Source organism: Streptomyces blastmyceticus, assembly GCF_039521185.1.
GTDB classification, from domain to species: Bacteria; Actinomycetota; Actinomycetes; order Streptomycetales; family Streptomycetaceae; genus Streptomyces; species Streptomyces blastmyceticus.
The window spans coordinates 126,547-150,522 of the sequence record NZ_BAAABW010000039.1; the positions used below are offsets into that span (position 1 = coordinate 126,547).

Genomic DNA, 23,976 nt, shown 5'->3' on the forward strand with positions numbered 1-23,976 from the left:
GTACGGGGGATGTCACGGCGCGAGGGGGCGGGCCAGCTCCGGCAGCTTTCGGGCCGTCTCCGGGTCCGCGGGCATGCAGGCGAAGAGCTTGACGCCCGGGGCGTCCAGGGCCGCCAGCTTGACGTAGTCGAGGGTCAGGAGGCCGACGCGGGCATGCAGGAACTCACGCCGGTTGGCGTGGAACCCGGCGACGTCGTGCGCCGCCCACCAGGTGTCGAACTCGGGGCTCGCCGCCCGCAGTTCACGGGTGAGCCGTTCCAGGCCGGGGTCGCCGACGCGCCCTTCGGCGTCCGCCCGGAACTGGGCGAGGAGGTGCCGCGCCTGCCCGTGCCAGTCGACGACGAGCGTACGGAGCAGGGGGTCGGTGAACATCAGCCGCAGCAGATTGCGCTCCTCGACCGGCAGCCGCGCCGGGTCGCCGATCAGCCCGGCCTCGGCGCGGTTCCACGCCACCAGGTTCCAGTGGGCGTCGAGGAGGTACGCGGGGTGCGGATCGAGGGCGTCCACCAGCTGCTGGAGCGCCGGGCCCGGCCCGTCGGCCGGGGGCTGCTCGGGCGGGGGTTCCCCGGCCAGGGCCAGCAGGTGGCGCCGCTCGGCCGCGTCCAGCGACAGCGCGCGGGCCAGGCTCTCCAGGACCTGTCTGCTCACGGTGATGTCGCGCGCCTGCTCCAGCCAGGTGTACCAGGTGACGCTGACACCGGAGAGCTGCGCGACCTCCTCGCGGCGCAGCCCCGGCGTACGGCGGCGGGGACCGGCCGGGATGCCCGCGTCACGCGGGGTGATCCGCTCCCGGCGCGACCGCAGGAACTCCGCGAGGGCGCGGCGGCGTATGTGGTCCTCGGACGTCGACAGGGGTGGCACGGGTACCAGCATAAGTGGCCTCTGTATGCCCGGACCCGGCCGCCCGAGGATCGTGACCATGACACAGATCCCCTTGTCGGAGACCGCGCCGGCACGTCGGCACGCGGCGGCCGCGGACCGCACGGCCACCCCTTGGCGCGCCCTGTCCGTGGTGCTGTCCGGCGCGTTCATGGCCGTACTCGACACCTTCATCGTGCTCGTCGCGGCGCCCGCGATCCGTAGCGGACTGCATGCCTCCGCCGCTGACGTCCAGTTGATCCTGGCCGGCTATCAACTCACGTACGCCATCGGGCTGATCACCGGCGCCCGCCTCGGTGACCTCCTCGGCCGCAAGCGGATGTTCATGACCGGCATGGCGCTGTTCACCCTGGCGTCCGTGGCCTGCGCGCTGGCCGGCAGTGCGGACGCCCTGATCGCCGCCCGGCTGGCGCAGGGGCTGAGCGCGTCGGTCATGTTCCCGCAGGTGCTGTCGATGATCCAGGTGCTGGTCCCGGACGCGCAGCGCCCGAAGGCCTTCAGCGCGCTGGGCGCCGTCATCGGGGTGTCCGGCACGATCGGGCAGCTGCTGGGCGGAGTCCTCGTCGCCGCGCACCTCTTCGGCTCCTCCTGGCGGCCGGTCTTCTGGGTCAATGTGCCGGTCGGGCTGCTCACCCTGGTGCTCGCCGCCGTGTACGTCCCCGAGTCGCGCGTGAGCGGCGCCCGGCGGCTCGACCTGCCCGGCGCGGCCGTCCTGACCGTCGCGCTGTTCCTGCTGGTCGTGCCGCTGATCGAGGGGCGCGAGCGCGGCTGGCCGGTGTGGACGTGGTGCAGCCTTGCGGGAAGCGCCCTGGCGTTCGCCGCCTTCGCCGCGGTGGAACGGAGGGTCGAGGCCCGGGGCGGCGCGCCACTCGTACGGCTACGGCTGCTGCGCGAGCGGCCGTTCGTGATCGGCATGACCCTGGTCGTCCTGGCCTACGCGGGCATCAACTCGTACTACCTCGTCCTGTCGCTGACCTTGCAGGACGGGCTGGGCACGAGCGCGCTGGGCGCCGCCTTCGCCTACGTCCCCTCCGCCGTCGCCTTCTTCGCCACCAACCTCCTGGCCGGCCGCCTCGCCCACCACGGGCGGCGCGTCCTGCGGGCGGGCGCGCTCGTCGGCGCCGCCGGGTACGCGACCACCATCGCCGTCGCCGCGGGCGCGGGGCACGGGCTGCGCCCCTGGCACCTGGCGCTGTGCCTGCTCCTGATCGGCGCGGGCAACGGCCTGCTCGTCCCTCCACTGCTCGGCGCGGTGCTCTCGCGCATCGCACCGTCGGAGACGGGCATGGCGTCGGGCGTCCTCTCCACCGGCCAACAGGTCGGGGGCGCGGTGGGGGTGGCGGTGGCAGGCGTCCTCTACTTCGGCACGCTCGGGGGCGGCACGCACGGCGACGCGGGGACATACGGCCACGCGCTCGCCTGCGCGACGGCGCTCCACCTGGGGCTGGCGGTGGCGATCTTCGTGCTGCTCAGGTACCTGCCGGGCGGGAGGCGATAGCCGGGGTGCGGATCGCCTCGTCGCCGTGTGGAACGATGAACCCCCGTCAGGCAAAGGCGGCGGCACAGCGGATGTGGTCGTGCAAGCACGTCGAGCCGGGCTGCCCGTCGACGTCAACCGGCCCGAAGGCGCGGCACGTCATGCACGCTGAGGATAGGTACGGACTCCGTCCGACCAGCCTGAGCACGCCGCCATTGCCGAAGAAGAGGGATGACGTGTCCGAGAAGCCCGAACCGCTGCCGGATGACGAGATCGATCGCATCGCCACGGCACATGAAACCCGACCCCGATGAGCACGAGCGCCCCCAAAGTCCTGTACGTCATCATCTGCGCCGCAGGCCCCGCCGCCGACGCCGTGTGTCTGGTGACCGCCGCCACCGACCGCGGCTGGGACGTCTGCGTCATCGCCACCCCCGCCGCCACCGACGGTGAATTCATCGACCGGCCCGCGCTGGAGGCCGCGTCCGGGCGGCCGGTGCGGAGCGCGTGGCGTCGCGTCGGCGAGGCGAGGCGCAACCCTCCGGCGGACGCTGTCGTCGTGGCGCCGATGACGATGAACACCGTCAACAAGTGGGCCGCCGGTATCGCCGACACGTACGCCCTCGGCGTGGTCGCCGAAGCCGTGGGGCTGGGGCTGCCCGTGGTGGCCCTCCCGTTCTGGTCGACGGCCCTGGACGCCCATCCCGCGACACATCGCGCAGTGGACACCCTGCGCGCCACCGGTGTCCGGGTGCTCCACGGACCGGGAGAGTGGACGCCCCACCCGCCCGGCACCGGCGACGGCCGCCGGGAGACGTACCCGTGGCACCGCGCGCTGGACGCGCTGGACGCGACACCGTAGGGCGCCTCAAGGCATCGCAAACGCAAGGGGCGCTCCCCAGGCCGAAGCCGGAGGAGCGCCCGTGAGCGGAGGGTTGGGCTATAGGGCCACGCCCAGCAGGGCGTCCGCCGTGCGGGAGACCAGGCCCGGTGCTCCCTCGTCCGTGCCGCCGTCGGCGGACTGGGCCGCGGCCCAGGCGTCGATGGCAGCGAGGGCGCGCGGTGCGTCGAGGTCGTCAGCGAGGGCCTCGCGGACCTCTTCCACCAGCGCGTCCGCGGACGGGCCGTCGGGGCGCGAGACGGCCGCGCGCCAGCGGGCGAGGCGCTCCACCGCCTCGGTCAGGACGTCGTCGGTCCACTCCCAGTCCGCGCGGTAGTGGTGGGAGAGCAGGGAGAGCCGGATGGCGGCGGGGTCGACGCCCTGGCGGCGCAGCGCGGAGACGAAGACGAGGTTGCCCCGGGATTTGGACATCTTCTCACCGTCGAGGGCGACCATGCCGGCGTGGACGTACGCCTGGGCGTAGGGGTGTTCGCCGGTCAGCGCCTGGGCGTGCGAGGCGCCCATCTCGTGGTGCGGGAAGACCAGGTCGGAGCCGCCGCCCTGGAGGTCGAAGCCCATGCCGAGGTGGTCGAGGGCGATGGCGACGCACTCGATGTGCCAGCCGGGGCGGCCGGGGCCGAGGGAGGCCCCGTCCCAGCTGGGCTCGCCCGGACGGGCGGCCATCCACAGCATCGGGTCGAGGGGGTTCTTCTTGCCGGGGCGCTCCGGGTCGCCGCCGCGCTCGGCGGACAGCAGCCGCATCGCCTCGGCGTCGAGGCCGGAGACACTGCCGAAGGCGGGGTCGGCGGCGACGGAGAAGTAGATGTCGCCCTCGAGCTCGTAGGCGGCCCCGGCGTCGCGCAGCCGCTCCACCAGGGGGACGATCTTCGGTATCGACTCCACGGCGCCGACGTAGTGCCGGGGCGGGAGCATCCGCAGGGCGGTCATGTCCTCGCGGAAGAGTGCGGTCTCACGCTCGGCGAGGGCCGTCCAGTCCTCACCGTCACGCACGGCCCGCTCCAGCAGCGGGTCGTCGATGTCGGTGACGTTCTGGACGTAATGAACCTGCCGCTTGGTGTCGAGCCACACGCGCTGCACGAGGTCGAACGCGTTGTAGGTCGCCGCGTGACCCATGTGGGTCGCGTCGTACGGCGTGATGCCGCACACATAGATACGGGCGACGGGGCCGGGGACGAGGGTCACCCGTCCACCGGTCGCGGTGTCGTGGATCCGGAGGTCGCGGCCACTGCCGGGCAGGGCGGGAACCTCAGAAGCGGGCCAGGCATGCATGCCATGAGCGTAACCGGACGCATGTTCCGGATACGAACCGGATCCGGCTGTTGGCCGAATAGACCGTCTTGCGCATGACTCCGCAGGTGTGCTTCGGGGCTCCGCCGCGCCGACGGGAACAGAGCCCGCAGGGCGCGGGTTACACCGGGGGCCAGGGGATGGCCGGCCACTGGCCGCTGGGCTCGCGGTGGCGGCCCGTGCGGAGCAGGTCCGCCACCCGTTCGCGCAGCGCGTCGATCTCGGCAGGGGTGATCAATTCCACCAGGCGGTCGGCGAGAGGTCGCCCTTCGGCCAGTTCGGCCGAAAGTCGCCGCAGCGCCTCGATCGCCTCCTCGGGCAGCGGTTCACCCGCCCAGCCCCACAGCAGCGTGCGCAGCTTGTCGTCGGCGTTGAAGGTCACACCGTGGTCGATGGCGTAGAGCCGGCCGTCGGCGGCGGGCAGCAGGTGGCCGCCCTTGCGGTCGCCGTTGTTGATCACCGCGTCGAGCACGGCGAGGCGGCGCAGCCGTTCGTCGTCGGCGTGCACGAGCAGCGCGGTGCGCTCCTCCCCCACGTCGGCGAAGCCCACGGCCTTCCAGCCCTGTCCGGGCTCCTCGCCGTCGACGAGGGCGAGGAGCCGGCCGTCGGCCTCGTCCTCGGACGCCTCGACCCACAGCTGGCACATGCCCTCGCCGTACGGGCCGTCGCGCAGCACCGTGGGCGGGACGAGCCCCCACCCCATGGCCTCGGAGAGCTCGTAGGCGGCCACCTCGCGCTGGGCGAGGGTGCCGTCGGGGAAGTCCCACAGGGGGCGCTCCCCGGCGACCGGCTTGTAGACACAGGCGGCGCTCACGCCCTCGTACTCGACCGTGCAGTACAGGACGGCGTTGGACGCCTCGCGGACCCGGCCGCGCACCGTGAGCTCGCCCAGGGTGAGCAGCTCGTGCGGGGTCACGCTCCGCGGCGGTATCCGTTCTGGCGCGGACATACGTGTCCCTCCGGGTCGAGCGGCAGGCTGCACAGGGGGCAGGGCGGGCGGCCGGCGTTGACGACCTCCAGGGCGCGCTTGGCGAAGGAGCGGGCCATGGTGCCGGTGAGCCGTACGCGCAGCATGGGCGGGCCGTTCGCCTCGTCCTGGAGCAGGCGCTCCTCGGCCTCGGCGAGGTCCTCGTCGGTGTCCGCGTCCAGCTCGACGAGCGCCTGGGCCTCCACGATCATCCGCTGGCCCTCGCCGTCCCAGGCCAGGGCCATGGTGCCGACCCGGAACTCCTCCTCGACGGGGGACTCCAGGGGCGCGGTGTCGGCGAGCTCGGCGGGGGCCACGGCGGGCACCGGGGCATTGCCTCCGGTGCGCCGGACGACCTCGTCCAGCAGCTCGTCGATGCGCTCGGCGAGCGCCTCCACCTGCGCCTTCTCCAGGGCGACGCTGGTGGTCCGGCCGGCCGCGGTGGCCTGGAGGAAGAAAGTGCGGCGGCCCGGCAGCCCGACCGTACCGGCGACGAAACGGTCCGGCGGGTCATAGAGGAACACCTGACGGGACAACGTCCTGCTCCATTTGCTTCGGGTGGTCGGCTGGTGGTCTCAGCCGGTCGGACCGGCCGTGGGGCCGGACTTCCGGGTGCTGATCACGGGTGAAGAGGCGGCCGGGGCCGCGTCACCACCCTACTGCGCACGACGATCACGGTGCTCCCGCCCCGCCCCCCACGACGCCGTCCTCCTCGGCTCCCGGCCCGGCGGGTGCCTCCTCGGCCGGTGCGAGGCCGCGCAGGTCGCCGGTGTCGCCGAGGCGCACCAGGAAGGGGCGCAGCCGGGTGTAGCGGATGGCGGTGACCGAGCAGGGGTCGACGGCGATCCGCTGGAAGAGGTCGAGGTGGGTGCCGAGGGCGTCGGCGACGAGGGACTTGATGACGTCACCGTGCGAGCACATGAGGTAGACGGCGTCGGGGCCGTGCTCCTCCTCGACGCGGGCGTTCCAGTCGTGCACGGCGTCGAGTGCCCGTGCCTGCATGGCGCGTACGGACTCGCCGCCGGGGAAGGCCGCGGCGGAGGGGTGCCGCTGGACGACCTCCCAGAGGGGTTCCCCGGTGAGTTCGGCGATCTTGCGGCCGGACCAGTCGCCGTAGTGGCACTCGCCGATCCGGTCGTCGGTGTGCAGGGGCAGCGCGGGCCGGGCGGCGTGCAGGGGCGCGAGGGTCTCCCGGCAGCGCTGGAGCGGGCTGGTGACGACGGCGGCGAGCGGGAGTTCCGCGAGCCGGGCGGGGAGGGCGGCGGCCTGCGCGGCGCCGCGCTCGTCCAGGGCGACGCCGGGGGTCCACCCTGCGAGGACTCCGCCGGTGTTGGCGGTGGACCGGCCGTGCCGGAGCAGGATCAGCGTGGGCATGCGGTTCACCTTAGGCGGTGGGCGGCACGTGGTGGGGGCCCGTTGTCGTCCGGCGCCGGGTCCCGGACGCCGGACGGGCTTGGTCTTCCAGGGCCGAACAACCACAATGCCTTGCGTGATCGTGGACTGCGCTATCTACCGGGACGGACGCCGCACCGAGGGCCCCGCCGACTTCTCCGACGCCCTCGACGAGGCGAGGGCGGAGGGGCACTCCTTCCTCTGGATCGGGCTGCACGAGCCCACGGAGCGGGAGTTCGAGCTGGTGACCAGCGAGTTCGGGCTGCACCCGCTGGCCGTCGAGGACGCGTTGAAGGCGCACCAGCGGCCGAAGCTGGAGGTCTACGAGGACTCGCTGTTCGTCGTGCTCAAGCCCGTCACCTATGACGACGACGCGGACATCGTCACCACGAGCGAACTGATGCTGTTCCTCGGCGACTCCTTCGTGGTGACCGTGCGGCACGGCGAGGGCAGCCCGCTCGCGGAGGTGCGCCACCGGCTGGAGCAGGAGCCCGAGGTGCTGCGGCACGGGCCCGCGGCGGTGCTGTACGCGGTGAGCGACGCGGTCGTCGACCAGTACACCGAGGTGGCGTCCGAGCTCCAGGCCGATCTGGAGGAGCTGGAGACCGAGGTGTTCGCGCCGGTGAGCCGGGACACCAAGAACACGGCGTCGCGGATCTACGCGTTCAAGCGCCAGGTCATGGAGTTCCGGCGGGCGTCGGGGCCGCTGGCGGAGCCGATGGCGCGGCTGACGGGCGCGGGCGTGCCGTTCGTGCCGGAGCCCTCGCGCCCGTTCTTCCGCGACGTGAGCGACCACCTCACGAGGGCGAACGAGTCCGTGGACGGGCTGGACCGGCTGCTGACGGACATACTGTCCGCGCACTTGGCGCAGATGGGCGTCCAGCAGAACGACGACATGCGCAAGATCTCGGCGTGGGCGGCGATGGCGGCGGTCCCGACGATGATCGCCGGTATCTACGGGATGAACTTCACGCACATGCCGGAGCTGCGGCAGCCCTGGGGGTATCCGGCGGCGGTCGTGCTGATGGCCGGGCTGGTGTTCTGGCTGCACCGGTACTTCAGGCGGCGCGGCTGGCTGTGAGCCGCGTACGGCCCGTCGCCGGATCGCCCCCCAAGGGGTGCGGCGCGGCCCGGCGTGTCGAAGGCGCGTCAAAGGTGGCCGGGGCGCGTAACCACAACGCCCGTACGGGCGTTGTGTTCTGTACCGGCCGTGGCGGGGAAGACACCCCGAGCCCCCACCACGGCCGCAGTTCCGATTCCTCCAACCCCCCGCGCGGCTATGCCAGTCCGGCCCGCTCCAGGGCGGTGACTCCGGCGCGCAGGCTCGCGATCCGCTCGTCCAGGGTGAAGCCCGCGGGGGCCAGCGACAGGGTGGTCACCCCGGCGTCGGCGTAGGCCTGCATGCGGTCGGCGATGCGCTCGACGGGCCCGAGCAGGGCGGTGGAGTCGATCAGCTCGCGCGGTACGGCCGCGGCGGCGCCCTCCTTGTCCCCGGAGAGGTACTTCTCCTGGATCTCGGCGGCCGCCTTCTCGTAACCCATGCGCTGGGCAAGCTTGTTGTAGAAGTTCTGCTTGGCGCTGCCCATGCCACCGACGTAGAGGGCGGTGTAGGGGCGGAAGAGGTCGGCGAGGGCACCGACGTCGTCGCCGACGGCCATGGGGACGGTCGGGGCCAGGTCGAAGCCGTCGAGGTCCTTGCCGACCTTGGCGCGGCCCGCGCGCAGCGCGCCCAGGGTGGTCTCCTCGGCGTGCTCGGGGGCGAAGAAGACGACGAGGGCTCCGTCGGCGATCTCACCGGTCTGCTCGAGGTTCTTGGGGCCGATGGCGGCGATGTAGAGCGGGATGCGCTCGCGCACGGGGTGGACCGTGAGCTTGATGGGCTTGCCGGGGCCGCCGGGGAGCGGGAGGGTCCAGTGGTCCCCGTCGTGGGTGACGCGCTCGCGGGACATGGCCTTGCGGACGATGTCGACGTATTCGCGGGTGCGGGCGAGCGGCTTGTCGAACTTCACGCCGTACCAGCCCTCGGAGACCTGCGGGCCGGAGACGCCGAGGCCGAGCCGGAACCGGCCGCCGGAGAGCGAGTCGAGGGTGGCGGCGGTCATCGCGGTCATCGTGGGCGTACGGGCCGGGATCTGGAAGATCGCCGAACCGATGTCGATCCGCTCGGTCTGTGCCGCGACCCAGGACAGGACGGTGGGCGCGTCGGAGCCGTACGCCTCGGCGGCCCAGCAGACCGCGTAGCCGAGGCGGTCCGCCTCGCGGGCGACCTCGAGGTTGTCGGCGTCCATCCCGGCTCCCCAGTAGCCGAGGTTGATTCCGAGCCTCATTCGACTCATGCCGATCCCCTTACCCATCAGTAACGTCGTTGTTCCGGGGACTGTAGCGCGCCGACCCGGGTTACGTCATCGGTGAGTTGTCCACAGGCAGCCGCCGGGAGTTGTCCACAGGCGGACACGGGCCGCGCCGCGGCCAGTAACCTCAGCGCTCATGGAGCAAAGGCATCTGGGCCGCACGGGCCTGCGGGTATCCCGGATCGGGCTGGGCACGCTCACCTGGGGGCGGGACACCGGCGAGGCCGACGCCGCCGACCAGCTCAAGACGTTCTGGGAGGCGGGCGGCACGCTCATCGACACCGCGGACGTCTACGCGGACGGCGGCGCCGAGTATCTGCTCGGCCGGCTGATGGAGGATCTGGTGCCGCGCCGCGACCTGGTCATCGCGACCAAGTCCGGCAGCGTCCTCGACGCCGACCGGCGGTTCGACGGCTCGCGGGGCCATCTGCTCGACGCGCTCGACGCGTCCTTGGAGCGGCTCGGCACGGATCACGTCGACCTGTGGCAGCTCCACGCCTTCGACCCGTACACCCCTCTCGAAGAGAGCCTGCAGGCGCTCGACATGGCCGTCAGCAGCGGGCGCGCCCGCTATGCCGGCGTCTCGGGCTTCTGCGGCTGGCAGCTCGCCAAGGCGGCCACCTGGCAGCTGGCCGCGCCCGGCGTCCGGACGCGGCTGGCCAGCACACAGATGGAGTATTCGCTGCTCCAGCGGGGCATCGAGCGCGAGGTGCTGCCCGCCGCGCTCGACCTGGGCATCGGGATCCTGCCGTCCTCTCCGCTCGGCCGGGGCGTGCTGACGGGCAAGTACCGCCACGCGACCCCCGCCGACTCCCGGGGCGCGTCCGAGCATCTGGCCCCCTTCGTCGCCCCGTATCTCGACGAGCCCGCGGGGCGCGTCGTGGACGCCGTCGCCACGGCGGCCGACGGGCTCGCCACGACGCCCCTGAAGGTGGCCCTGGCATGGCTGCGGGACCGGCCCGGCGTGGTCGCCCCGATCGTCGGCGCGCGCAACGAGCAGCAGCTCAGAGCGGCATTGTCAGTGGAAGCGCTTACGCTTCCGGACGAGATCTGCCAGGCGCTCGACGACGTGTCGGCCCCTGTGCACCGCTACCCCGATCAGGACTGGAGCACCCTGTGAGCACCGACCCCCGCCCCGCCTCGCCGGACCCCCAGGAGGAGGAGCCCCTGGGGTCCCGTGGCACACCGTCACCCGACGCGGCTCCGGCTGACGCGGGTTCGGGGGACGCAGCTCCGGGGGACGCGGCACAGGGCGCCGAGGTGACGGGCGAGGGCAATGCGGCCACCGCCGAGGCGTCGCCCACCGAGAGTTCCGGCTCCGGACCCAGTTCCGGCTCCGGTGAGGCGCAGGGTGGCCCTGCCGCCGACCCGGGGAAGCGGTCCGCCGTCGCCGAGGCGCTGGCCGCCGCGGTGCGGGCCGTGGAGAGCGGCGAGCGGTCGGCCGCCTCGTATTTCACCGCGCCGAGCCGCCCGGCGCCCGCCGCCCGCAAGCCCGCAGGACCGGCCGCGGGCGCGCCCGCGGCGGGCCCCACCGTCGTCCGGCCCACCGTCGCCGCCCCGCGCGGTCCGCTGTCGGACGCCGCTCTCGCCGAAGGGCTCGGTGGCGTACGGGAGGTGCTCGCCGCCGGAGGCGCCCCGGAGCAGCTGGCCGCGCAGGCGGTCGACGCGCTGGGTGAGCAGGCGGCCGCGGTCCTGCGGGAGGACCCCTGGCAGCTGCTGGCCGTCCAGGGCGTGCGCCCCGAGCAGGCCGACGGCTTCGCACGGGCGCTGCTGGGCGCGGAGTGCGGCCCCGGTGACGAGCGCCGGGCCGTGGCCCTGGCCGTCTGGCTGCTGGAGCGCGCCGCGCTCGAAGGGCACACGGTGCTGGAGGCGGCGACCCTGCGCGAGGCCCTCTCCCGGCACGCGGTGCCGGATGCGGACGAGGCGCTCCAGAGCGCCATCGCCGAGGGCGCGGTGCTGGTGTTCCAGGAGGCGCTGGAGACCCCGCCGACCGGTGCGCGGGGCGCGGGGGCCGCCGAGGACGGCGAGGAGCCGGAGACGCCGGTCCGCGTGCTCCTGGGGCTGGATCGCTGCGCGATGGCGGAGGAGAGCCTCGCCGACGGCCTGACGCGACTGATCAGCACGTTCGGGCCGCGCTCCGGGCCGGAGGGAGCCGGCGCCGAGGAGGAGCCCGCCCGGGCCACCGACGAGAGCGAGGGAGCCGACGGTACGGACAGTGCCACGCCCGCGGCCGATCCCGCCGCCGCGGCCCACCGCTGGGAGGCCCTCGCCGACGCCGCGTCGTCCGCCGACGCCTCGGCCTCCGCCAAGGAGTTGATCCGGGCCGTCGCGGGTGCCGGGCTGGTGACGCACAGCGGCGGGGAAGCCGCTCGCGCCGAGGTCGTCGCGCTGGCCGGCGCGGCGCGCGCCGTCGGGCTGCGGGCCTGGGTGGCCGTGCACGCCGAGAGCGGGAAGCAGCGGGCGCACGGCCCCGGTGAGGCCGCGGCGGTGACCGTCGCGGGGCTGCTGTCCGGCCTGGAGGGTCCCGGCCGTGACGCCGACGGCTCGCTCGCCCTCGATGTGCTCGCCGTTCTGGACGCCCCCCAGCTCGACGTCGAGACGGCGGCCATGCTCGTGGAGTCCCTGGCGGACGGCACCCGGCTGGTGCTGAGCGGCGACCCGGGCGTGCTGTGGTCGGCGGGCCCGGGCCGGGTCTTCGCCGACGTGGTGGCCGCCCAGGCGTGCCCCGCCGTCGTCTCCCGCACCCCGGACCCGGGCCCGATCGGCGAGCTCGTCTCGGGCATCGGCATCGGCGAGTTGAACCAGGTGGAGGCCCCCGGCAAGGAGGTCGTGACCGTCCCGGTCCGGGACCCGGGCGAGGCCGTGCACCGCACGGTGCAGCTCGTCGCGGACTCCGTCCCCCGGGCCATCGGCGTGCCGGCCGAGCAGACCCAGGTCATCACGCCGGGCCACGGCGGCCCCGCGGGCACCCGCGCCCTCAACGCGGCGCTGAAGGAGCGGCTCAACCCCGGGCCCGGCCGGTTCGGCGGCTTCGACCCGGGCGACCGCGTGGCGTACGTCCCGGCCCCCGGCCGCATGCTCCCCGGCACGGTGGTCTCCGCGGACGCCGAGGGGCTGCACCTGGACTGCGCGGGCACGCCCGTGGTCGTGCCCAAGGAGCTCGTCGGCCGGGCCGTGCGGCACGGCTGGGCCGTCACCGCCCACCAGGCGGTCGGGATGCGGTGGCCCGCGGCCGTGGTCGTGCTGCCGGGCGACGCCGCCCGGACGCTGACGAGGTCGTGGGTCTACACGGCCTTCGGCAGGGCGGAGCGCCACCTGTCGGTGGTGCAGGGGGTGGACCAGGCCCTGCCCCGCGCCGTGGCCGAGGTCCCCGCGAAGGAGCGGACGACCCGGCTGAAGTCCCTGCTGCGCGCCCAGAACCAGCCCGCCTGACCGAGGGCGTGCGTACGGGTTCCGGGTGAGTGCCCGGAACCCGTACGGCACGCGGGGTGGCCGCGGTTCAGCCCCGGGGCGCGGTCCCCCGGCCCCGTACGCCGCCGCCCTCGTCGTCGAGGGTGCCGTCGTCCAAGGCGTCCTCGTCCAGGGCGTCCTCGTCGTCGAGGCCGTCCTCGTCGGGGTCCGTCTCCTCGTCGAAGACGGCACTGACGTCGAAGCGGCAGATGACCCGCTGGGGGTCCGCCTGGTCGAAGGGGGCGCCCAGCCAGTCCCCCGGTTCGGCGGGGCGGTCGGCCGCGGCGACCCAGAGCGTGGAGTCGCCCTCCTCCAGGCCGAACTCCTTGTGCCGGGAGGCGATCTCGTCCGGTTCGTACTCGCCGAAGAGCACGCCGAGCGCGGCGTGCACGCTGCTGCCGACGACGCCCGCCGTGCTGCCGGGGGCGTCCGCGTCGACGTCCGGATCCAGGTCGGCGACCCGCTGCGCCTGGGCGAGCAGCCGCGGGGGCTCGACCACCGCGTAGTCCCGGCGGATCAGGACGCTCAGCGCACTCGGCTCCTCCGGCCCGGCATAGGCCGGCAGGGTGTCGTCGCCGGGGATCTCGAAGGGCGTGACCTCGTCGTAGACGTCGTAGAGCAGCTCGTCGTACGCCTCGGCTGTCGCGGCCAGCTCGTTGAACGCGGCGTAGACGGCCGGGTCGTCCTCCCCGGACCGGCGTTCGACGGCGTCGAGGTGACGGTCCAGCGCGGCTTTGACCGCCTCGGCGGCGGCGCGTACCTCGGCAGCGGATGGCTGCGCAGCATCAGACATAGTGCAGACGCTATCCGCACCGGGCCGGTTCCCGCACAATAGATGCGATGCCGGAATACGAATTCTGTGATGTGTATGTGCCGCGGGGTGTCTCCCGAGGGGCGACCACACGCTTGCTGACCGATCACGCCGAGTACGGACACTGGGAGTTGGACCGACTGCGTCTCTACCCCGACGGCAGCCGCAAGGTGCGGCTGCGCCGCCGGATCATCCGCCAACTGCGCGCGACGTGGTGAAGGCACGAACGGAGCGGGCCCCGCTGCTGCGGGGCCCGCTCCGTGCTGACGGTGCGGTCAGCGCTGTGTGCCCGGATCAGTTCTGCGCGGAGCGCGCGCGGCGGTAGAGCACCGCGCCGCCGAGCAGCAGACCGGCGCTGGCGGCACCGGCCATCCCGAGCTGGCCCGCGCCGGTGTGCGCGAGCTGGGCGGCCTTGGTGACCGGGGCGGCGGCGACGTCGAGGACGCCGGCCTCCTTGCGCACCGGCTTCACCGCGGTGGCCGGGGTGTGGTGACCGGCCGGAGTGAGGTGCGCCGGGTGCACGTCGGTCGGCTTGTGGCCGCCCGGGTGCTGGGCCGGGCCGTGCTCGTCCGGCTTGTGGCTGCCGGGCGTGTGGTCGGCCGGCGGCTTGTGGTCACCGGGGTGGTGGTCCCCGGGGTGGTGACCGGCCGGCGGCTTGTGGCCGTGGTCGTCGTCGCAGGGGGGCTGGTGCTCCCCCGGCTTGCCCGGCTCGTGCGGCGGCTTGTGCTCCCCGCCGTTGTCCCACCCACGGTGGTCGTGGCCACCGTTGTTGACGCAGTCGTTGCCGCTGGCGGAGTTGCCGACGCCGGCGACGTTGACGCTGTTGCCACAGGCGTTGATCGGCACGTTCACGGGCACCTGCGCGGTGTTCCCGGAGATCACGCCGGGCGAACCGACGCTCGTGCCCTGGGCACCCGAGCCACCGTGGCCGTTGTGCCCGCCCTTGCCGTGGTCGTGGTCACGGTCACCGTGGCCGCTGCCTCCGTGGCCCTGGTGGCCGTGGCCGACCCCGCCGTTGAGGCAGTGGTTGCCCACGGCCGGGTTGAGGGCCCCGATCACGGTCACGGTGTTGCCACAGGCGTTGACCGGGACGTGCACGGGGACCTGCACGGTGTTGCCGGACGCGACGCCCGGCGAGTTCACCGCGGCACCACGGGCGCCGGAATCCGCGCTGGCGATACCACCGGTCATGGCGATGACACCGGTGGCGGCCGCCACACTGATCAGGCTCTTTTTGGTCACGTGTCGCATGAGTTCTGTACTGCCTCTCTAGACCTTCTTGCGGGATGCGCACGGGATCAATACCCACGCGCGAAAGTCCAGCGGCCCCGGAGCAGCGCAGGCGTGCGCACTCCGGAGCCGCCTTCACACCCTTACGGGTTGAGGCACAACGTCACTCGTTGACGCACTTGTTGCCAAAGGTGGGGTTCAGCAGCCCGACGACGTTGATCGAGTCACCGCAAACGTTCACGGGGACCTCAACGGGGACCTGGATCACGTTGCCGGAGACGACGCCGGGCGAGTTCACCGCAGCGCCCTGGGCACCCGCGTCGGCAGCGGCGATACCCGCACCCGCGAGCACGAGACCACCGGTGGCAGCCGCAGCAGCGGCAACCTTCTTGAGCATTGGTTCCTCCTTGTTGGCAATGCGGTCCCAGCCGCGGACCGCACACCTGTAACGACGAGGAGGTAATCGGGCTACGCAACCCTATGATCGTTCACACTTTTCGGTTAACTCAGCACAGATTTGCGAGGTTTCAGCTCTCATCGAGAAATCGGTCGAGCACCCGTGCCCCGAATTTCAGGCCCTCCAGCGGCACTCGCTCGTCCACGCCGTGGAACATTCCGGCGAAGTCCAGCTCCGGCGGAAGCTGGAGCGGGGCGAACCCGAAGCCCCGGATGCCGAGGTCGTCGAACGACTTGGCGTCGGTGCCGCCCGAGAGCATGTACGGAACGGCACGCGCGATCGGGTCGTGGGCGCGCAGCGCGGTCTGCATGGCGTCGACCAGGGCGCCGTCGAAGCTCGTCTCCAGCGCCTTGTCCGCGTGCACGTCCTCACGCCTGACCCGCGGCCCGAGGATCCGGTCGAGGTCGGCGAGGAACTCCTCCTCGTAGCCCGGCAGGAAGCGCCCGTCGACGTGCGCGGTGGCCTGGCCCGGGATCACGTTGACCTTGTAGCCCGCGCCGAGCATCGTCGGGGCAGCGGAGTTCCGCAGGGTCGTGCCGACCATCTTGGCGATGCCGCCGAGCTTGGCCAGCGTGGCCTCCATGTCCTCCGGGTCGAGCGGGGTGCCGAGCGCGTCGGACAGCTCGTCGAGGAAGGACCGCACGGTCTTGGTCACCCGAACCGGGAACTCGTGCCGCCCCAGCCGCCCGACGGCCTCGCACAGCTCCGTGATCGCGTTGTCCTTGTTGGTCATCGAACCGTGCCCGGCGGTGCCGTCCACGGTGAGCCGCATCCAGTGCATGCCCTTCTGGGCGGTCTCGACGAGATAGAGGCGCAGGTTCTCGTTGACCGTGAAGGAGAAGCCGCCGACCTCGCTGATCGCCTCGGTGACGCCCTCGAAGAGCCCGGGGTGCTTGTCCACGAGATAGCGGGCGCCGTAGACACCTCCGGCCTCCTCGTCGGCGAGGAAGGCGACCACGACGTCCCGCGGGGGCTTGCGCCCGGAGCGCATCCGGTCGCGGACGACCGCGAGCGTCATCGCGTCCATGTCCTTCATGTCGACCGCGCCGCGCCCCCACAGGCAGCCGTCCGCGATCTCGCCCGCGAAGGGGTGGTGGGTCCAGTCCTCGGCGTTGGCCGGCACGACGTCGGTGTGGCCGTGGATGAGCAGGGCGGGCCGCGACGGGTCCTCGCCCTCGATCCGGGCCACGGTCGAGGCCCGCCCCTTGTGGGACTCGAAGATCTGCGGCTCCAGCCCGACCTCGGCGAGCTTCTCCGCGACGTACTCGGCGGCGGCGCGCTCGCCCGGCCCGGAGTGGTCGCCGTAGTTGCTGGTGTCGATCCTGATCAGATCGCGGCACAGATCGACGACCTCGTCCTCGGCGCTCCTGCCCGGCCCGCCATCGACCGGCTTCGACTCGCTCACGCTGCCTCCTCTGGTTCGCTGCCGCGTCCCGCCCGCTGCCGGGCGGCCCACGGCGTGGGTCCTCCGCCATCCTCTCTCTCCCGTCTCCGCAGCCCAAGGCCGCAATGCCGCCGACATACGCCCGTCACGACCGCCCGGGGTACGCGAGCGACCGCGTGATCGAGCACTCCAGATCTTTGGTATTGTTTTCCTCGTCGGAAGGGGAACAGCCCGGAAGACAAAACACCTGGTCCGGGTGGCGGAATGGCAGACGCGCTAGCTTGAGGTGCTAGTGCCCTTTATCGGGCGTGGGGGTTCAAGTCCCCCCTCGGACACCACAAAGAAGGACCCCAGCTCAGCTGGGGTCCTTCTTGTATTCGGCGGTCAGCCCGCGGCGTCCGGCAGGTCCCGTACGCGTACCGACAGGCACGTGACGCAGCCCTCCAGTTTTTCGAATTCGCCGATGTCCACCGGGACCGGGTGGAGGCCGCGCGCGGCGAGGAGGGCGGCGGTGCGGGGGGCGTTGGCCGAGAGGAGGACGTGGGGGCCGCCCAGGAGGACGACGTGGGCACCGGGTTCTTCGGGTACGGGGAGGAAGCGGGGGAACACGAAGGCCGGCGGTTCGCCGACGAGGGGCGGGTGGCCGAGGACCGTGCCGTCGGGCAGCGCGGTGACCGCGGACTTCAGGTGGAGGACCTTCTCCACCGGCACGGGCACCACGCGCGCGCCCAGCGGTTCGAAGGCGGCGCGCAGTTGGCGGATCCCGTCGGCGTCGGTGCGCCCGCTCCGGCCCACGTAGACCGTGTCGCCGATCTTGAGGACGTCTCCCCCGTCGAGCGTGCCGGGGGCGCGGACGCGGTGGACGGTGAGGCCGAGCGCTTCGGCGGCCTCCTCGGCACCGGCGGTCTCGGGGCGGCGGGAGGGCGCGCCGGAGCGGGCGATGAGGGCAGCGGTGCGGAAGACGACCATGGCGTCCTCGACGAACACCGCGTCCGGGCAGTCGTCGGCGGGCGGGACCTCGACGGTCCGCCAGCCGTGGTCGCGCAGCGCCCGGCAGTAGTCCTCCCACTGCCGCAGGGCGAGCGCGGTGTCGACGGGCGCGCGTGCGATGTGGGTGACCAGGCCGTCGGCGAGGCGGGGGCCTGGGCGGCGTATCAGGGCCGTTCTGCCGGGCATGCGGGCTTCCTCTCCACGGGTGTTGAGCGGTGCGGCCGTGCGCGGTGGCCGTGCGTATCATCTGGCTGATGATCTCGAAACGTGCCCGCCGTGCCGCCCCGGAAACCGCTCCCTGCCGGATCACCGTGTGCCGCGGCTGCTGCTGCGGCGATCCGCGGAAGGTGCCCGGCGTCGACCACGCGGGGCAGACGGCCCGGCTGCGGGCGGCGGTCGGGGACGCGGCTCAGGTGCGGGCATCGGAGTGCCTCGACGTCTGCGACCAGGCGAATGTGATGGTCGTGCAGCCGTCGGCGGCGGGCCGGGCGGCCGGGGGCCGGCCGGTGTGGCTGGGGCTGGTCAACGACGACGACGCGCTGGCGGACATAGCGGCGTGGGTGCGGTCCGGCGGGCCGGGGCTGGCCGACCCGCCGGGGGTGCTGGACCTGTACGAGTTCACCGCGTCGCGGCGGGTGGGCAAGGCGCTGGAGGGCTGAGGCTCCCTGACGGAGAGCCCCGCCGCGTTCAGCCGGTCTCGGAAGCCGCCGCCTTCTCCAGCTGGAACGCCTGGTTGCCGAGGCCGATGCCGGCGTGGACGGCGGGGCGCAGGTATTTGAGGACGACGCCGAAGCAGATGCCGACGACGACCGCCGCGCCGATGATGCCCGGCAGGATCCAGCGCAGGGGCGAGCCGGGGTCGGCGCCCAGGAGGACGTCGAAGTCCTTGACGGCGTAGCAACCGATGACGAGCAGGGCGAGGCCCGCGAGCCCGGAGGCGATGAGGCGGGGGGCCTGGGCGCGGGCCGCGCCGCGGCGCACGAAGAAGGCGATGACGGCGGCGGACGCGGCGGCCATCAGCACGATGACGCCGAGGGCGCCGACGTTGCCGGTCCAGGTGAAGAGGCGCTGTATGGGGGCGGTCGGGTCGCCGTTGGGCCGGCCGTCGGTGACCGCGAAGAGCACGACGGCGAGGACCGAGACGGCGCTCTGGAGCAGTGAGCCGTGGGCGGGCGCGCCGCTGCCCTTGGTCGTGCGGCCCATGGCGGCGGGCAGCAGGCCCTCGCGGCCCATGGCGAAGGCGTAGCGGGCGACGACGTTGTGGAAGCTGAGCATGGCGGCGAACATGCCGGTCACGTAGAAGACGTGCATGACGTCGGCGACGGCGCCGCCGAGCCGGTCCTCGGTGAGGGCGAAGAGGAGGTTCGGGCCCTGCTCACGGGCGAGGCCGACGACGCTGCCGGGTCCGGCGGCGACGCTGAGCGCCCAGGAGCTGACGGCGAAGAAGAGGGCGACGAAGCCGACGGCGAGGAAGGTCACGCGGGCGACGACGACCTGCGGCCTGCTGGTCTCCTCGGCGTAGACGGCGGCCTGTTCGAAGCCGACGAAGGCGGCGATGGTGAAACAGAGGGCGGTGCCGAGGCCGCCGCCGCCGAGGGTCGTGGGGTCGAAGGCGTGGAAGGAGACCCCTTCCTTGCCGGGGCTGGCGATGCCCGCGAAGTCGAAGACGACGACCATGACGCACTCGACGAGCAGGAGGGCGCCGAGGACCTTGGCGTTGAGGTCTATCTTCAGCCAGCCGAGGACGCCGACGGCGAGGACGGCGGCGAGCGCGGGCACCCACCAGGCGATGCTGATGCCCAGGTGTTTGTCGAGGAGGCCGGCGAGCTCGAAGCCGAAGATGCCGTAGATGCCGAACTGGAGGGCGCTGTAGGCGACCAGGGCGACGACGGAGGCGGCGGCTCCGGCGGTGCCGCCGAGGCCGCGGGCGATGTAGGCGTAGAAGGCGCCGGCGTTGTGGACGTGGCGGCTCATCTCGGCATAGCCGAAGCTGAAGAGGGTGAGCACCACGCCGAGGATGACGAAGAGCAGGGGCTGGCCGACGATGCCCATCGTGCCGTACGTGGTGGGCATGACGCCCGCCGTCACCATCAGGGGCGCGCTGGCGGCGACCACGGACAGCAGGAGGCCGGCCAGCCCTATCCGGTCGGCGCGCAGCCGTCTCTCCTGGCCCTTGAATGTGCTGATCTCGCTCGTCGTGCCCGTCGGCATGGCGGGGTCGTCCTTCCCATGGAGGTGAGCGGGGTCGTGCGCGGCGGGGTTCAGGCCGAGCCGAGCGCGGCCCGGCGGGCGGCCCGGAACGCCTTGCGCGCGTCCTGGTCGGGGTAGGACCAGGGGGCTTGGGTGGCGTGCGGGCCGATGCGGGTGAGGAGGGCGGCCGCCTCGGCCGGGCGGCCTTCGTGGAGCTTGGCGTGGGCGAGGTAGTTGAGGTCGACCTTGCGGCGGGGGTGGGCCGTGCCGTCGTCGACGTCCCATTCGAGCCACCAGTCGAAGGCGGCCTTCATGACCTGGCGGGCCCGGCGGGTGGCCCAGTGCCCGGAGCGCGCGGGGTCGTGGGGTTCGACGCCGGCGCGGGCGAGTACGCGGTAGCGCTCGGCGTGCGCGACGACGGGGAGCACGGCCAGGGGTGAGTCGGCGGGGGCTTGTTCCGCGGCCCAGGAGGCGAAGTCGTAGACCTCGTGGAGGGGGTCGTCGCGGTCGCCCGTCTGGTGTTCGGCGAGGCAGGCGGCCATGAGGTGGTGGGCGTGGTGGTGGTCCCGGTGGCGGGCGCGCACCTGGTCGAAGGCGCGGACGCGCTCGTCGTCGGTGCCGGTGCGGCGGGCGAGGATGAGGATGCCGAGCCAGGGGGTGGGGTCGGCGGGGGCCATCCTGGCCGCGGTGAGGCAGGCGGCGCGCGCCACCTCGGGGATCTCCTGACCCCGGACGGCCCGGCAGACGGTGGCGCAGGCGAGGAGGGCCGCGGCGTCGGGGCTGTCGGGCTCGGCGAGCTGCCACTCCCGGGCCCAGGCGCTGCTGGCGGCGCCCTCGGCGAGGACGACGAGGCGGTGGCCGCGGCGGTCCCAGTCCTCGCCGGTCTCGGCGAGGAGCCTGCGGGCCTCGGTCCAGCGGCCGCGGGCGAGGGCGTCGCGCACGGCGGCGAGTTCGGTGTCGTCCAGGGCGGGGTCGAAAGCCGGTCCGTCCTTGTTCCGGGGGCGGCCCAAGGGTGGGGGCGTCATCGGCGGGCTTCCTCCACGGGCGTGCGTCCCCTCCCGGCGCCCGCGCGAGGCGTCCGCGAACCAACCACTGAACCGATCACCGGCCGGCCACCGGCCCATCACATCGGTCACGCACAGCAAAGCGGTAGTCACGGCTCCGAGTCAAGGGTGATCTTGGAACTGACAGCACCTCAACTCACACCCCGTCAGATCGGGTTGCGGTCGGGCGGCTCGCCGGGATCAGGGTACGCCCGCGGCCGCCCGGACGTACGGTGGAGACGTGACCGGAAGGGCATTTTTCGCACATGCGTTCTATACGCCATTGGAGGGAACGCGGGAGGGAATGAGCGGCCGAAAGACGGGTACCCGGCCGTCACACCGCCCACGGGGCGGCTATCGTTTTTCTGTCAAGTCCCCTACGACCCAGTGGTCTTGAGGTGCGCGACGTGATGGTCTTCGCCTTCGCCGTGAGTGCCGCCTGCTGCCTGGGGGTCGGCTTCGTCTACCAGCAGAGCGCGGCGCAGCGGGCCCCGATGAGCGATTTCCTCTCCATCCGGCTGCTGCTCGACCTGGTCAGGATGCCGCAGTGGCTGGTCGGCATCGCACTGATGATCGCCGGAATGGTGCTCGGCGCGATCGCGCTGGGGCGGGGCGAGGTCTCCCTGGTGGAGCCGCTGCTGGCGACGAACCTGCTGTTCGCCATGGCCCTGTCGCGCTGGCGCACCCGGCAGCCGCTGGGCGCCACGGGCTGGTGCGGGCTGTGGCTGCTGGCCGGCGGGGTGACGGCCTTCATCGTCGCGGGCCGCCCGCACGGCGGCGACACGGTCACCGACCCGCTGCGGCACTGGCTGATCATCGGCCTGATGGTGGGCTCGGCGCTGCTGCTCGCGACGGTCTCCAAGCGGCTGCGGATGAGCGTGGAGGCGGCGCTGCTGGCGGTGGCGGCGGGCCTGCTCTACGGCGTGCAGGACGCCCTCACCCGGGTCAGCGGCCAGCGCCTCGCGCACGACGGCTGGACCTCGCTGCTGGTGAGCTGGCAGCCGTACGGGGTGCTCGTGCTCGGCGTCACGGCGCTGGTCCTGGTGCAGAGCGCCTTCGAGACGGCGCCGCTGCGGCTGTCGCTGCCCGCCCTGACCGCGGCCCAGCCGCTGGCCGGCATCGCCTGCGGCGTGGGCTTCCTGGGCGACCGGCTGCGGACGACGCCGGGGGCGCTGGCCTGGCAGGCGGCGGGGCTGGTCGCGATCGTGGTCGGCATCGTGCTGATCGGACGGCATCCGGCGATGCCGTCCGGATCGGCGGAGCCGAATCGGGTGCGGGATCTTCAGCCCCACTGATCCGCTGTGCTTTGCCGGCGGATTCGTTTCCGGGTGCGGGTCCGTTGCCGCCTGCGGCGGGAGCGCCCTGCGGGCGCGTCCTCAAACGCCGGACGGGCTGGATATGGCTGATGTGGGCGCATTCCAACCCGTCGCGGCCGCTGGTTGGATATGCGCATGACCGATCTGCAGCCGCAGCCCGCGGACGAAGTGCTGGACATCGTGGACGAGCAGGACCGGGTGGTGGGCCGGGCGCCGCGCGGCGAGGCGTACGCGCGGGGGCTGCGGCACCGCTGCGTCTTCGTGCGGGCCCGGGACGCGCAGGGCCGGATCTTCGTCCACCGCCGCACCGCGCACAAGCTCGTCTTCCCCTCCTGCTACGACATGTTCGTGGGCGGCGTCGTCGGGGCGGGCGAGTCCTACGACGAGGCGGCCCTCCGCGAGGCGGAGGAGGAACTGGGCGTCAGCGGCCTGCCCGCCCCGACCCCGCTCTTCCGCTTCCTCTACGAGGCGCCGGGGCAGTCGTGGTGGTCGGCGGTGTACGAGGTCCGCTGCGATGCGGCGGCCGTCTCGCCCCAGGTGGCCGAGGTGGCGTGGCACACGTTTCTCTCCGAGGGGGAGCTGGAGGATCGGCTCGCGGAGTGGGATTGGGTGCCGGATGGTTTGGCGGCTTATCGGTTGCTGCGCGAGGGTTTTTGACCGGGAGGGCAACTCGCCGTTGCCGCCTGCGGCCGCGTCCTCAAACGCCGGACGGGCTGAATTCAGCCCGTCCGGCGTTTGAGGACAGCGCGCGAAGCGTGCTTCGGGGTCTGGGGCGGAGCCCCTCACGCGGCGGAGCCGCATATCGGATGCAGCCGGGAAGGGGCGGGGCTGGGGAAACAAACCCGCCGGGCCGCACCCGAACACGGGTCCCCCGTCCGCACACTGCCGTGCTACGGAACCGTCACCACGATCTTGCCCCGCGTGTGTCCCTCCGCGTTCAGCCGCTGCGCGGCGGCCGTCTTCTCCAGGGGGAAGACCTCCGCCACCTCGACCGTGAGCGCGCCGCTCTCCGCCAGTTCCGTCAGGGCCGTGAGGTCGGACGGGTCGGGGCGGACGAAGACGTAGCGGCCGCCGAGGCCGAGGACGGACGGGTCGGCGATGGAGGCGAGGCGGCCGCCCTCGGCGAGGAGGCCCGGGGAGACGGTGAGGGCCTCGCCGCCCGCGAGGTCGAGCACGGCGTCGACGCCGGACGGGGCCAGGGCCCGTACGCGGTCGGCCAGCCCGTCCCCGTAGACGACCGGCTCCGCGCCGAGGCCGCGGAGGTAGTCGTGGTTGCGCTCGCTCGCGGTGCCGATGACCCGCGCGCCCAGGTGCTTCGCGATCTGGACGGCCATGGAGCCGACGCCCCCGGCCGCCGCGTGGATCAGCACGGTCTGCCCCTGTGCGACCCGGAGCGCCTTGACCAGCGACTGGTAGGCGGTGAGGCCGGCGAGCGGGAGGCCGGCGGCCTGCTCGAAGGTCAGGTTGGCGGGCTTGCGGGCGAGGGTCCGTACAGGTGCGGCGACGTACTCCGCGAAGGTGCCGCGGGAGAGGAAGTCCTCGCGGACGTAGCCGATGACCTCGTCGCCGACGGCGAACTCCTGGACGTCGGCGCCGGGCTGCACCACCACGCCGGACACGTCCCACCCGGGGACGACCGGGAAGACGGCGTCCAGGGCCCCGTCGAGGTAGCCGGCCTGCGCCTTCCAGTCGACGGGGTTGACGGCCGCGGCCTTGACCTTGACCAGGACGGAGTCGGGGCCGACCTTGGGGTCGGGCAGCTCGCCGTACTCCAGGACCTCGGGTCCTCCGTAGCTCCGGTAGCTGATGGCCTTCATGGTGGTGCTCCTTGCGGGGGGTGTGGGAGGCGGG

At 73.1% G+C, this 23,976-nt stretch carries 23 protein-coding genes and 1 tRNA gene; 10 read left to right on the plus strand and 14 right to left on the minus strand.

Translation table 11 applies throughout. The features are described 5' to 3' along the window. Positions 1-12: 12 nt before the first annotated feature. Complete coding sequence (locus ABD269_RS32650; RefSeq protein ID WP_344123828.1) at positions 13-861, minus strand: helix-turn-helix transcriptional regulator; 849 nt, start codon at positions 859-861, stop codon at positions 13-15. Between the two features lie 58 nt (positions 862-919). Here ABD269_RS32650 and ABD269_RS32655 point away from each other — a divergent pair, with 58 nt between their 5' ends. Both ABD269_RS32655 and ABD269_RS32660 read left to right on the plus strand, forming a co-directional pair. Then, positions 920-2,377 carry an MFS transporter gene (locus ABD269_RS32655; protein WP_344123830.1) on the plus strand — a complete coding sequence of 486 codons (1,458 nt, stop codon included), beginning with the start codon at positions 920-922 and terminating at the stop codon, positions 2,375-2,377. A 289-nt stretch (positions 2,378-2,666) separates the two neighbouring features. Continuing rightward, complete coding sequence (locus ABD269_RS32660; RefSeq protein ID WP_344123832.1) at positions 2,667-3,218, plus strand: flavoprotein; 552 nt, start codon at positions 2,667-2,669, stop codon at positions 3,216-3,218. A 78-nt stretch (positions 3,219-3,296) separates the two neighbouring features. Here the strand turns inward: ABD269_RS32660 and mshC are convergent, their stop codons facing one another. The 4 genes from mshC to ABD269_RS32680 all read right to left on the minus strand — a co-directional run bounded on the left by mshC (position 3,297) and on the right by ABD269_RS32680 (position 6,885). Further along, positions 3,297-4,526 (minus strand): cysteine--1-D-myo-inosityl 2-amino-2-deoxy-alpha-D-glucopyranoside ligase, encoded by a 1,230-nt coding sequence (gene mshC, locus ABD269_RS32665; RefSeq protein WP_344123834.1) that lies wholly within the window; start codon positions 4,524-4,526, stop codon positions 3,297-3,299. A 139-nt stretch (positions 4,527-4,665) separates the two neighbouring features. Next, positions 4,666-5,493, minus strand: a complete 828-nt coding sequence (locus ABD269_RS32670; RefSeq protein ID WP_344123836.1) for an SCO1664 family protein — start codon at positions 5,491-5,493, stop codon at positions 4,666-4,668. Further along, entirely contained in the window at positions 5,457-6,047 is a 591-nt protein-coding gene (locus ABD269_RS32675; protein ID WP_301888614.1) for a DUF3090 domain-containing protein, read from the minus strand. Before ABD269_RS32675 ends, ABD269_RS32670 begins: the two co-directional genes overlap by 37 nt. 136 nt (positions 6,048-6,183) lie before the next feature. Continuing rightward, positions 6,184-6,885, minus strand: coding sequence for a histidine phosphatase family protein (locus ABD269_RS32680; RefSeq protein WP_344123839.1), 702 nt, complete (start codon positions 6,883-6,885; stop codon positions 6,184-6,186). 106 nt (positions 6,886-6,991) lie between these two features. Here ABD269_RS32680 and corA point away from each other — a divergent pair, with 106 nt between their 5' ends. Then, a complete protein-coding gene (gene corA / locus ABD269_RS32685) occupies positions 6,992-7,984 on the plus strand; it encodes a magnesium/cobalt transporter CorA (RefSeq protein ID WP_301888611.1) in 993 nt (330 codons plus the stop codon). A 196-nt stretch (positions 7,985-8,180) separates the two neighbouring features. Here corA and ABD269_RS32690 read toward each other — a convergent pair whose 3' ends face one another. Further along, positions 8,181-9,230, minus strand: coding sequence for an LLM class F420-dependent oxidoreductase (locus ABD269_RS32690; RefSeq protein WP_344124072.1), 1,050 nt, complete (start codon positions 9,228-9,230; stop codon positions 8,181-8,183). Between the two features lie 160 nt (positions 9,231-9,390). Here ABD269_RS32690 and ABD269_RS32695 point away from each other — a divergent pair, with 160 nt between their 5' ends. Continuing rightward, entirely contained in the window at positions 9,391-10,374 is a 984-nt protein-coding gene (locus ABD269_RS32695; RefSeq protein ID WP_301888609.1) for an aldo/keto reductase, read from the plus strand. Next, on the plus strand, positions 10,371-12,686 hold the full coding sequence (locus ABD269_RS32700) for a helix-hairpin-helix domain-containing protein (RefSeq protein WP_425573030.1): 2,316 nt from the start codon (positions 10,371-10,373) through the stop codon (positions 12,684-12,686). Before ABD269_RS32695 ends, ABD269_RS32700 begins: the two co-directional genes overlap by 4 nt. A gap of 67 nt (positions 12,687-12,753) precedes the next feature. On the opposite strand, the gene ABD269_RS32705 is transcribed toward ABD269_RS32700, so the two are convergent. Further along, the gene (locus ABD269_RS32705; protein ID WP_301888605.1) at positions 12,754-13,497 is read right to left on the minus strand and encodes a hypothetical protein; all 744 of its coding nucleotides are present in this window, start codon (positions 13,495-13,497) and stop codon (positions 12,754-12,756) included. 47 nt (positions 13,498-13,544) lie between these two features. Between ABD269_RS32705 and ABD269_RS32710 the strand changes: the two genes are divergently transcribed. Further along, positions 13,545-13,733, plus strand: coding sequence for a DUF5703 family protein (locus ABD269_RS32710; protein ID WP_116210913.1), 189 nt, complete (start codon positions 13,545-13,547; stop codon positions 13,731-13,733). 76 nt (positions 13,734-13,809) lie between these two features. Here the strand turns inward: ABD269_RS32710 and ABD269_RS32715 are convergent, their stop codons facing one another. The 3 genes from ABD269_RS32715 to ABD269_RS32725 all read right to left on the minus strand — a co-directional run bounded on the left by ABD269_RS32715 (position 13,810) and on the right by ABD269_RS32725 (position 16,607). Then, on the minus strand, positions 13,810-14,766 hold the full coding sequence (locus ABD269_RS32715) for a chaplin (RefSeq protein ID WP_301888602.1): 957 nt from the start codon (positions 14,764-14,766) through the stop codon (positions 13,810-13,812). 142 nt (positions 14,767-14,908) lie between these two features. Next, positions 14,909-15,142 carry a chaplin gene (locus ABD269_RS32720; RefSeq protein WP_344123845.1) on the minus strand — a complete coding sequence of 78 codons (234 nt, stop codon included), beginning with the start codon at positions 15,140-15,142 and terminating at the stop codon, positions 14,909-14,911. 130 nt (positions 15,143-15,272) lie between these two features. Next, on the minus strand, positions 15,273-16,607 hold the full coding sequence (locus tag ABD269_RS32725; RefSeq protein WP_344123847.1) for a M20/M25/M40 family metallo-hydrolase: 1,335 nt from the start codon (positions 16,605-16,607) through the stop codon (positions 15,273-15,275). A gap of 229 nt (positions 16,608-16,836) precedes the next feature. On the opposite strand from ABD269_RS32725, the gene ABD269_RS32730 reads away from it, so the two are divergent. Then, positions 16,837-16,924: transfer RNA gene (locus ABD269_RS32730), tRNA-Leu, on the plus strand. A gap of 46 nt (positions 16,925-16,970) precedes the next feature. Here ABD269_RS32730 and ddaH read toward each other — a convergent pair. Beyond that, positions 16,971-17,762 carry a dimethylargininase gene (ddaH, locus tag ABD269_RS32735; protein WP_344123849.1) on the minus strand — a complete coding sequence of 264 codons (792 nt, stop codon included), beginning with the start codon at positions 17,760-17,762 and terminating at the stop codon, positions 16,971-16,973. 68 nt (positions 17,763-17,830) lie between these two features. On the opposite strand from ddaH, the gene ABD269_RS32740 reads away from it, so the two are divergent. Next, complete coding sequence (locus ABD269_RS32740; RefSeq protein ID WP_301888587.1) at positions 17,831-18,235, plus strand: (2Fe-2S) ferredoxin domain-containing protein; 405 nt, start codon at positions 17,831-17,833, stop codon at positions 18,233-18,235. A 28-nt stretch (positions 18,236-18,263) separates the two neighbouring features. On the opposite strand, the gene ABD269_RS32745 is transcribed toward ABD269_RS32740, so the two are convergent. Further along, a complete protein-coding gene (locus ABD269_RS32745) occupies positions 18,264-19,787 on the minus strand; it encodes an APC family permease (RefSeq protein ID WP_344123852.1) in 1,524 nt (507 codons plus the stop codon). A 50-nt stretch (positions 19,788-19,837) separates the two neighbouring features. Further along, the gene (locus tag ABD269_RS32750; RefSeq protein WP_344123854.1) at positions 19,838-20,791 is read right to left on the minus strand and encodes a hypothetical protein; all 954 of its coding nucleotides are present in this window, start codon (positions 20,789-20,791) and stop codon (positions 19,838-19,840) included. A gap of 428 nt (positions 20,792-21,219) precedes the next feature. Here ABD269_RS32750 and ABD269_RS32755 point away from each other — a divergent pair, with 428 nt between their 5' ends. Beyond that, positions 21,220-22,104, plus strand: coding sequence for a DMT family transporter (locus tag ABD269_RS32755; RefSeq protein ID WP_301894548.1), 885 nt, complete (start codon positions 21,220-21,222; stop codon positions 22,102-22,104). A 156-nt stretch (positions 22,105-22,260) separates the two neighbouring features. After that, positions 22,261-22,782: an NUDIX domain-containing protein gene (locus ABD269_RS32760; RefSeq protein WP_301888581.1), complete on the plus strand. Its 522-nt coding sequence runs from the start codon at positions 22,261-22,263 to the stop codon at positions 22,780-22,782. 233 nt (positions 22,783-23,015) lie between these two features. Here the strand turns inward: ABD269_RS32760 and ABD269_RS32765 are convergent, their stop codons facing one another. Next, positions 23,016-23,942, minus strand: a complete 927-nt coding sequence (locus ABD269_RS32765) for an NADP-dependent oxidoreductase (protein WP_344123858.1) — start codon at positions 23,940-23,942, stop codon at positions 23,016-23,018. Positions 23,943-23,976 lie beyond the last annotated feature (34 nt).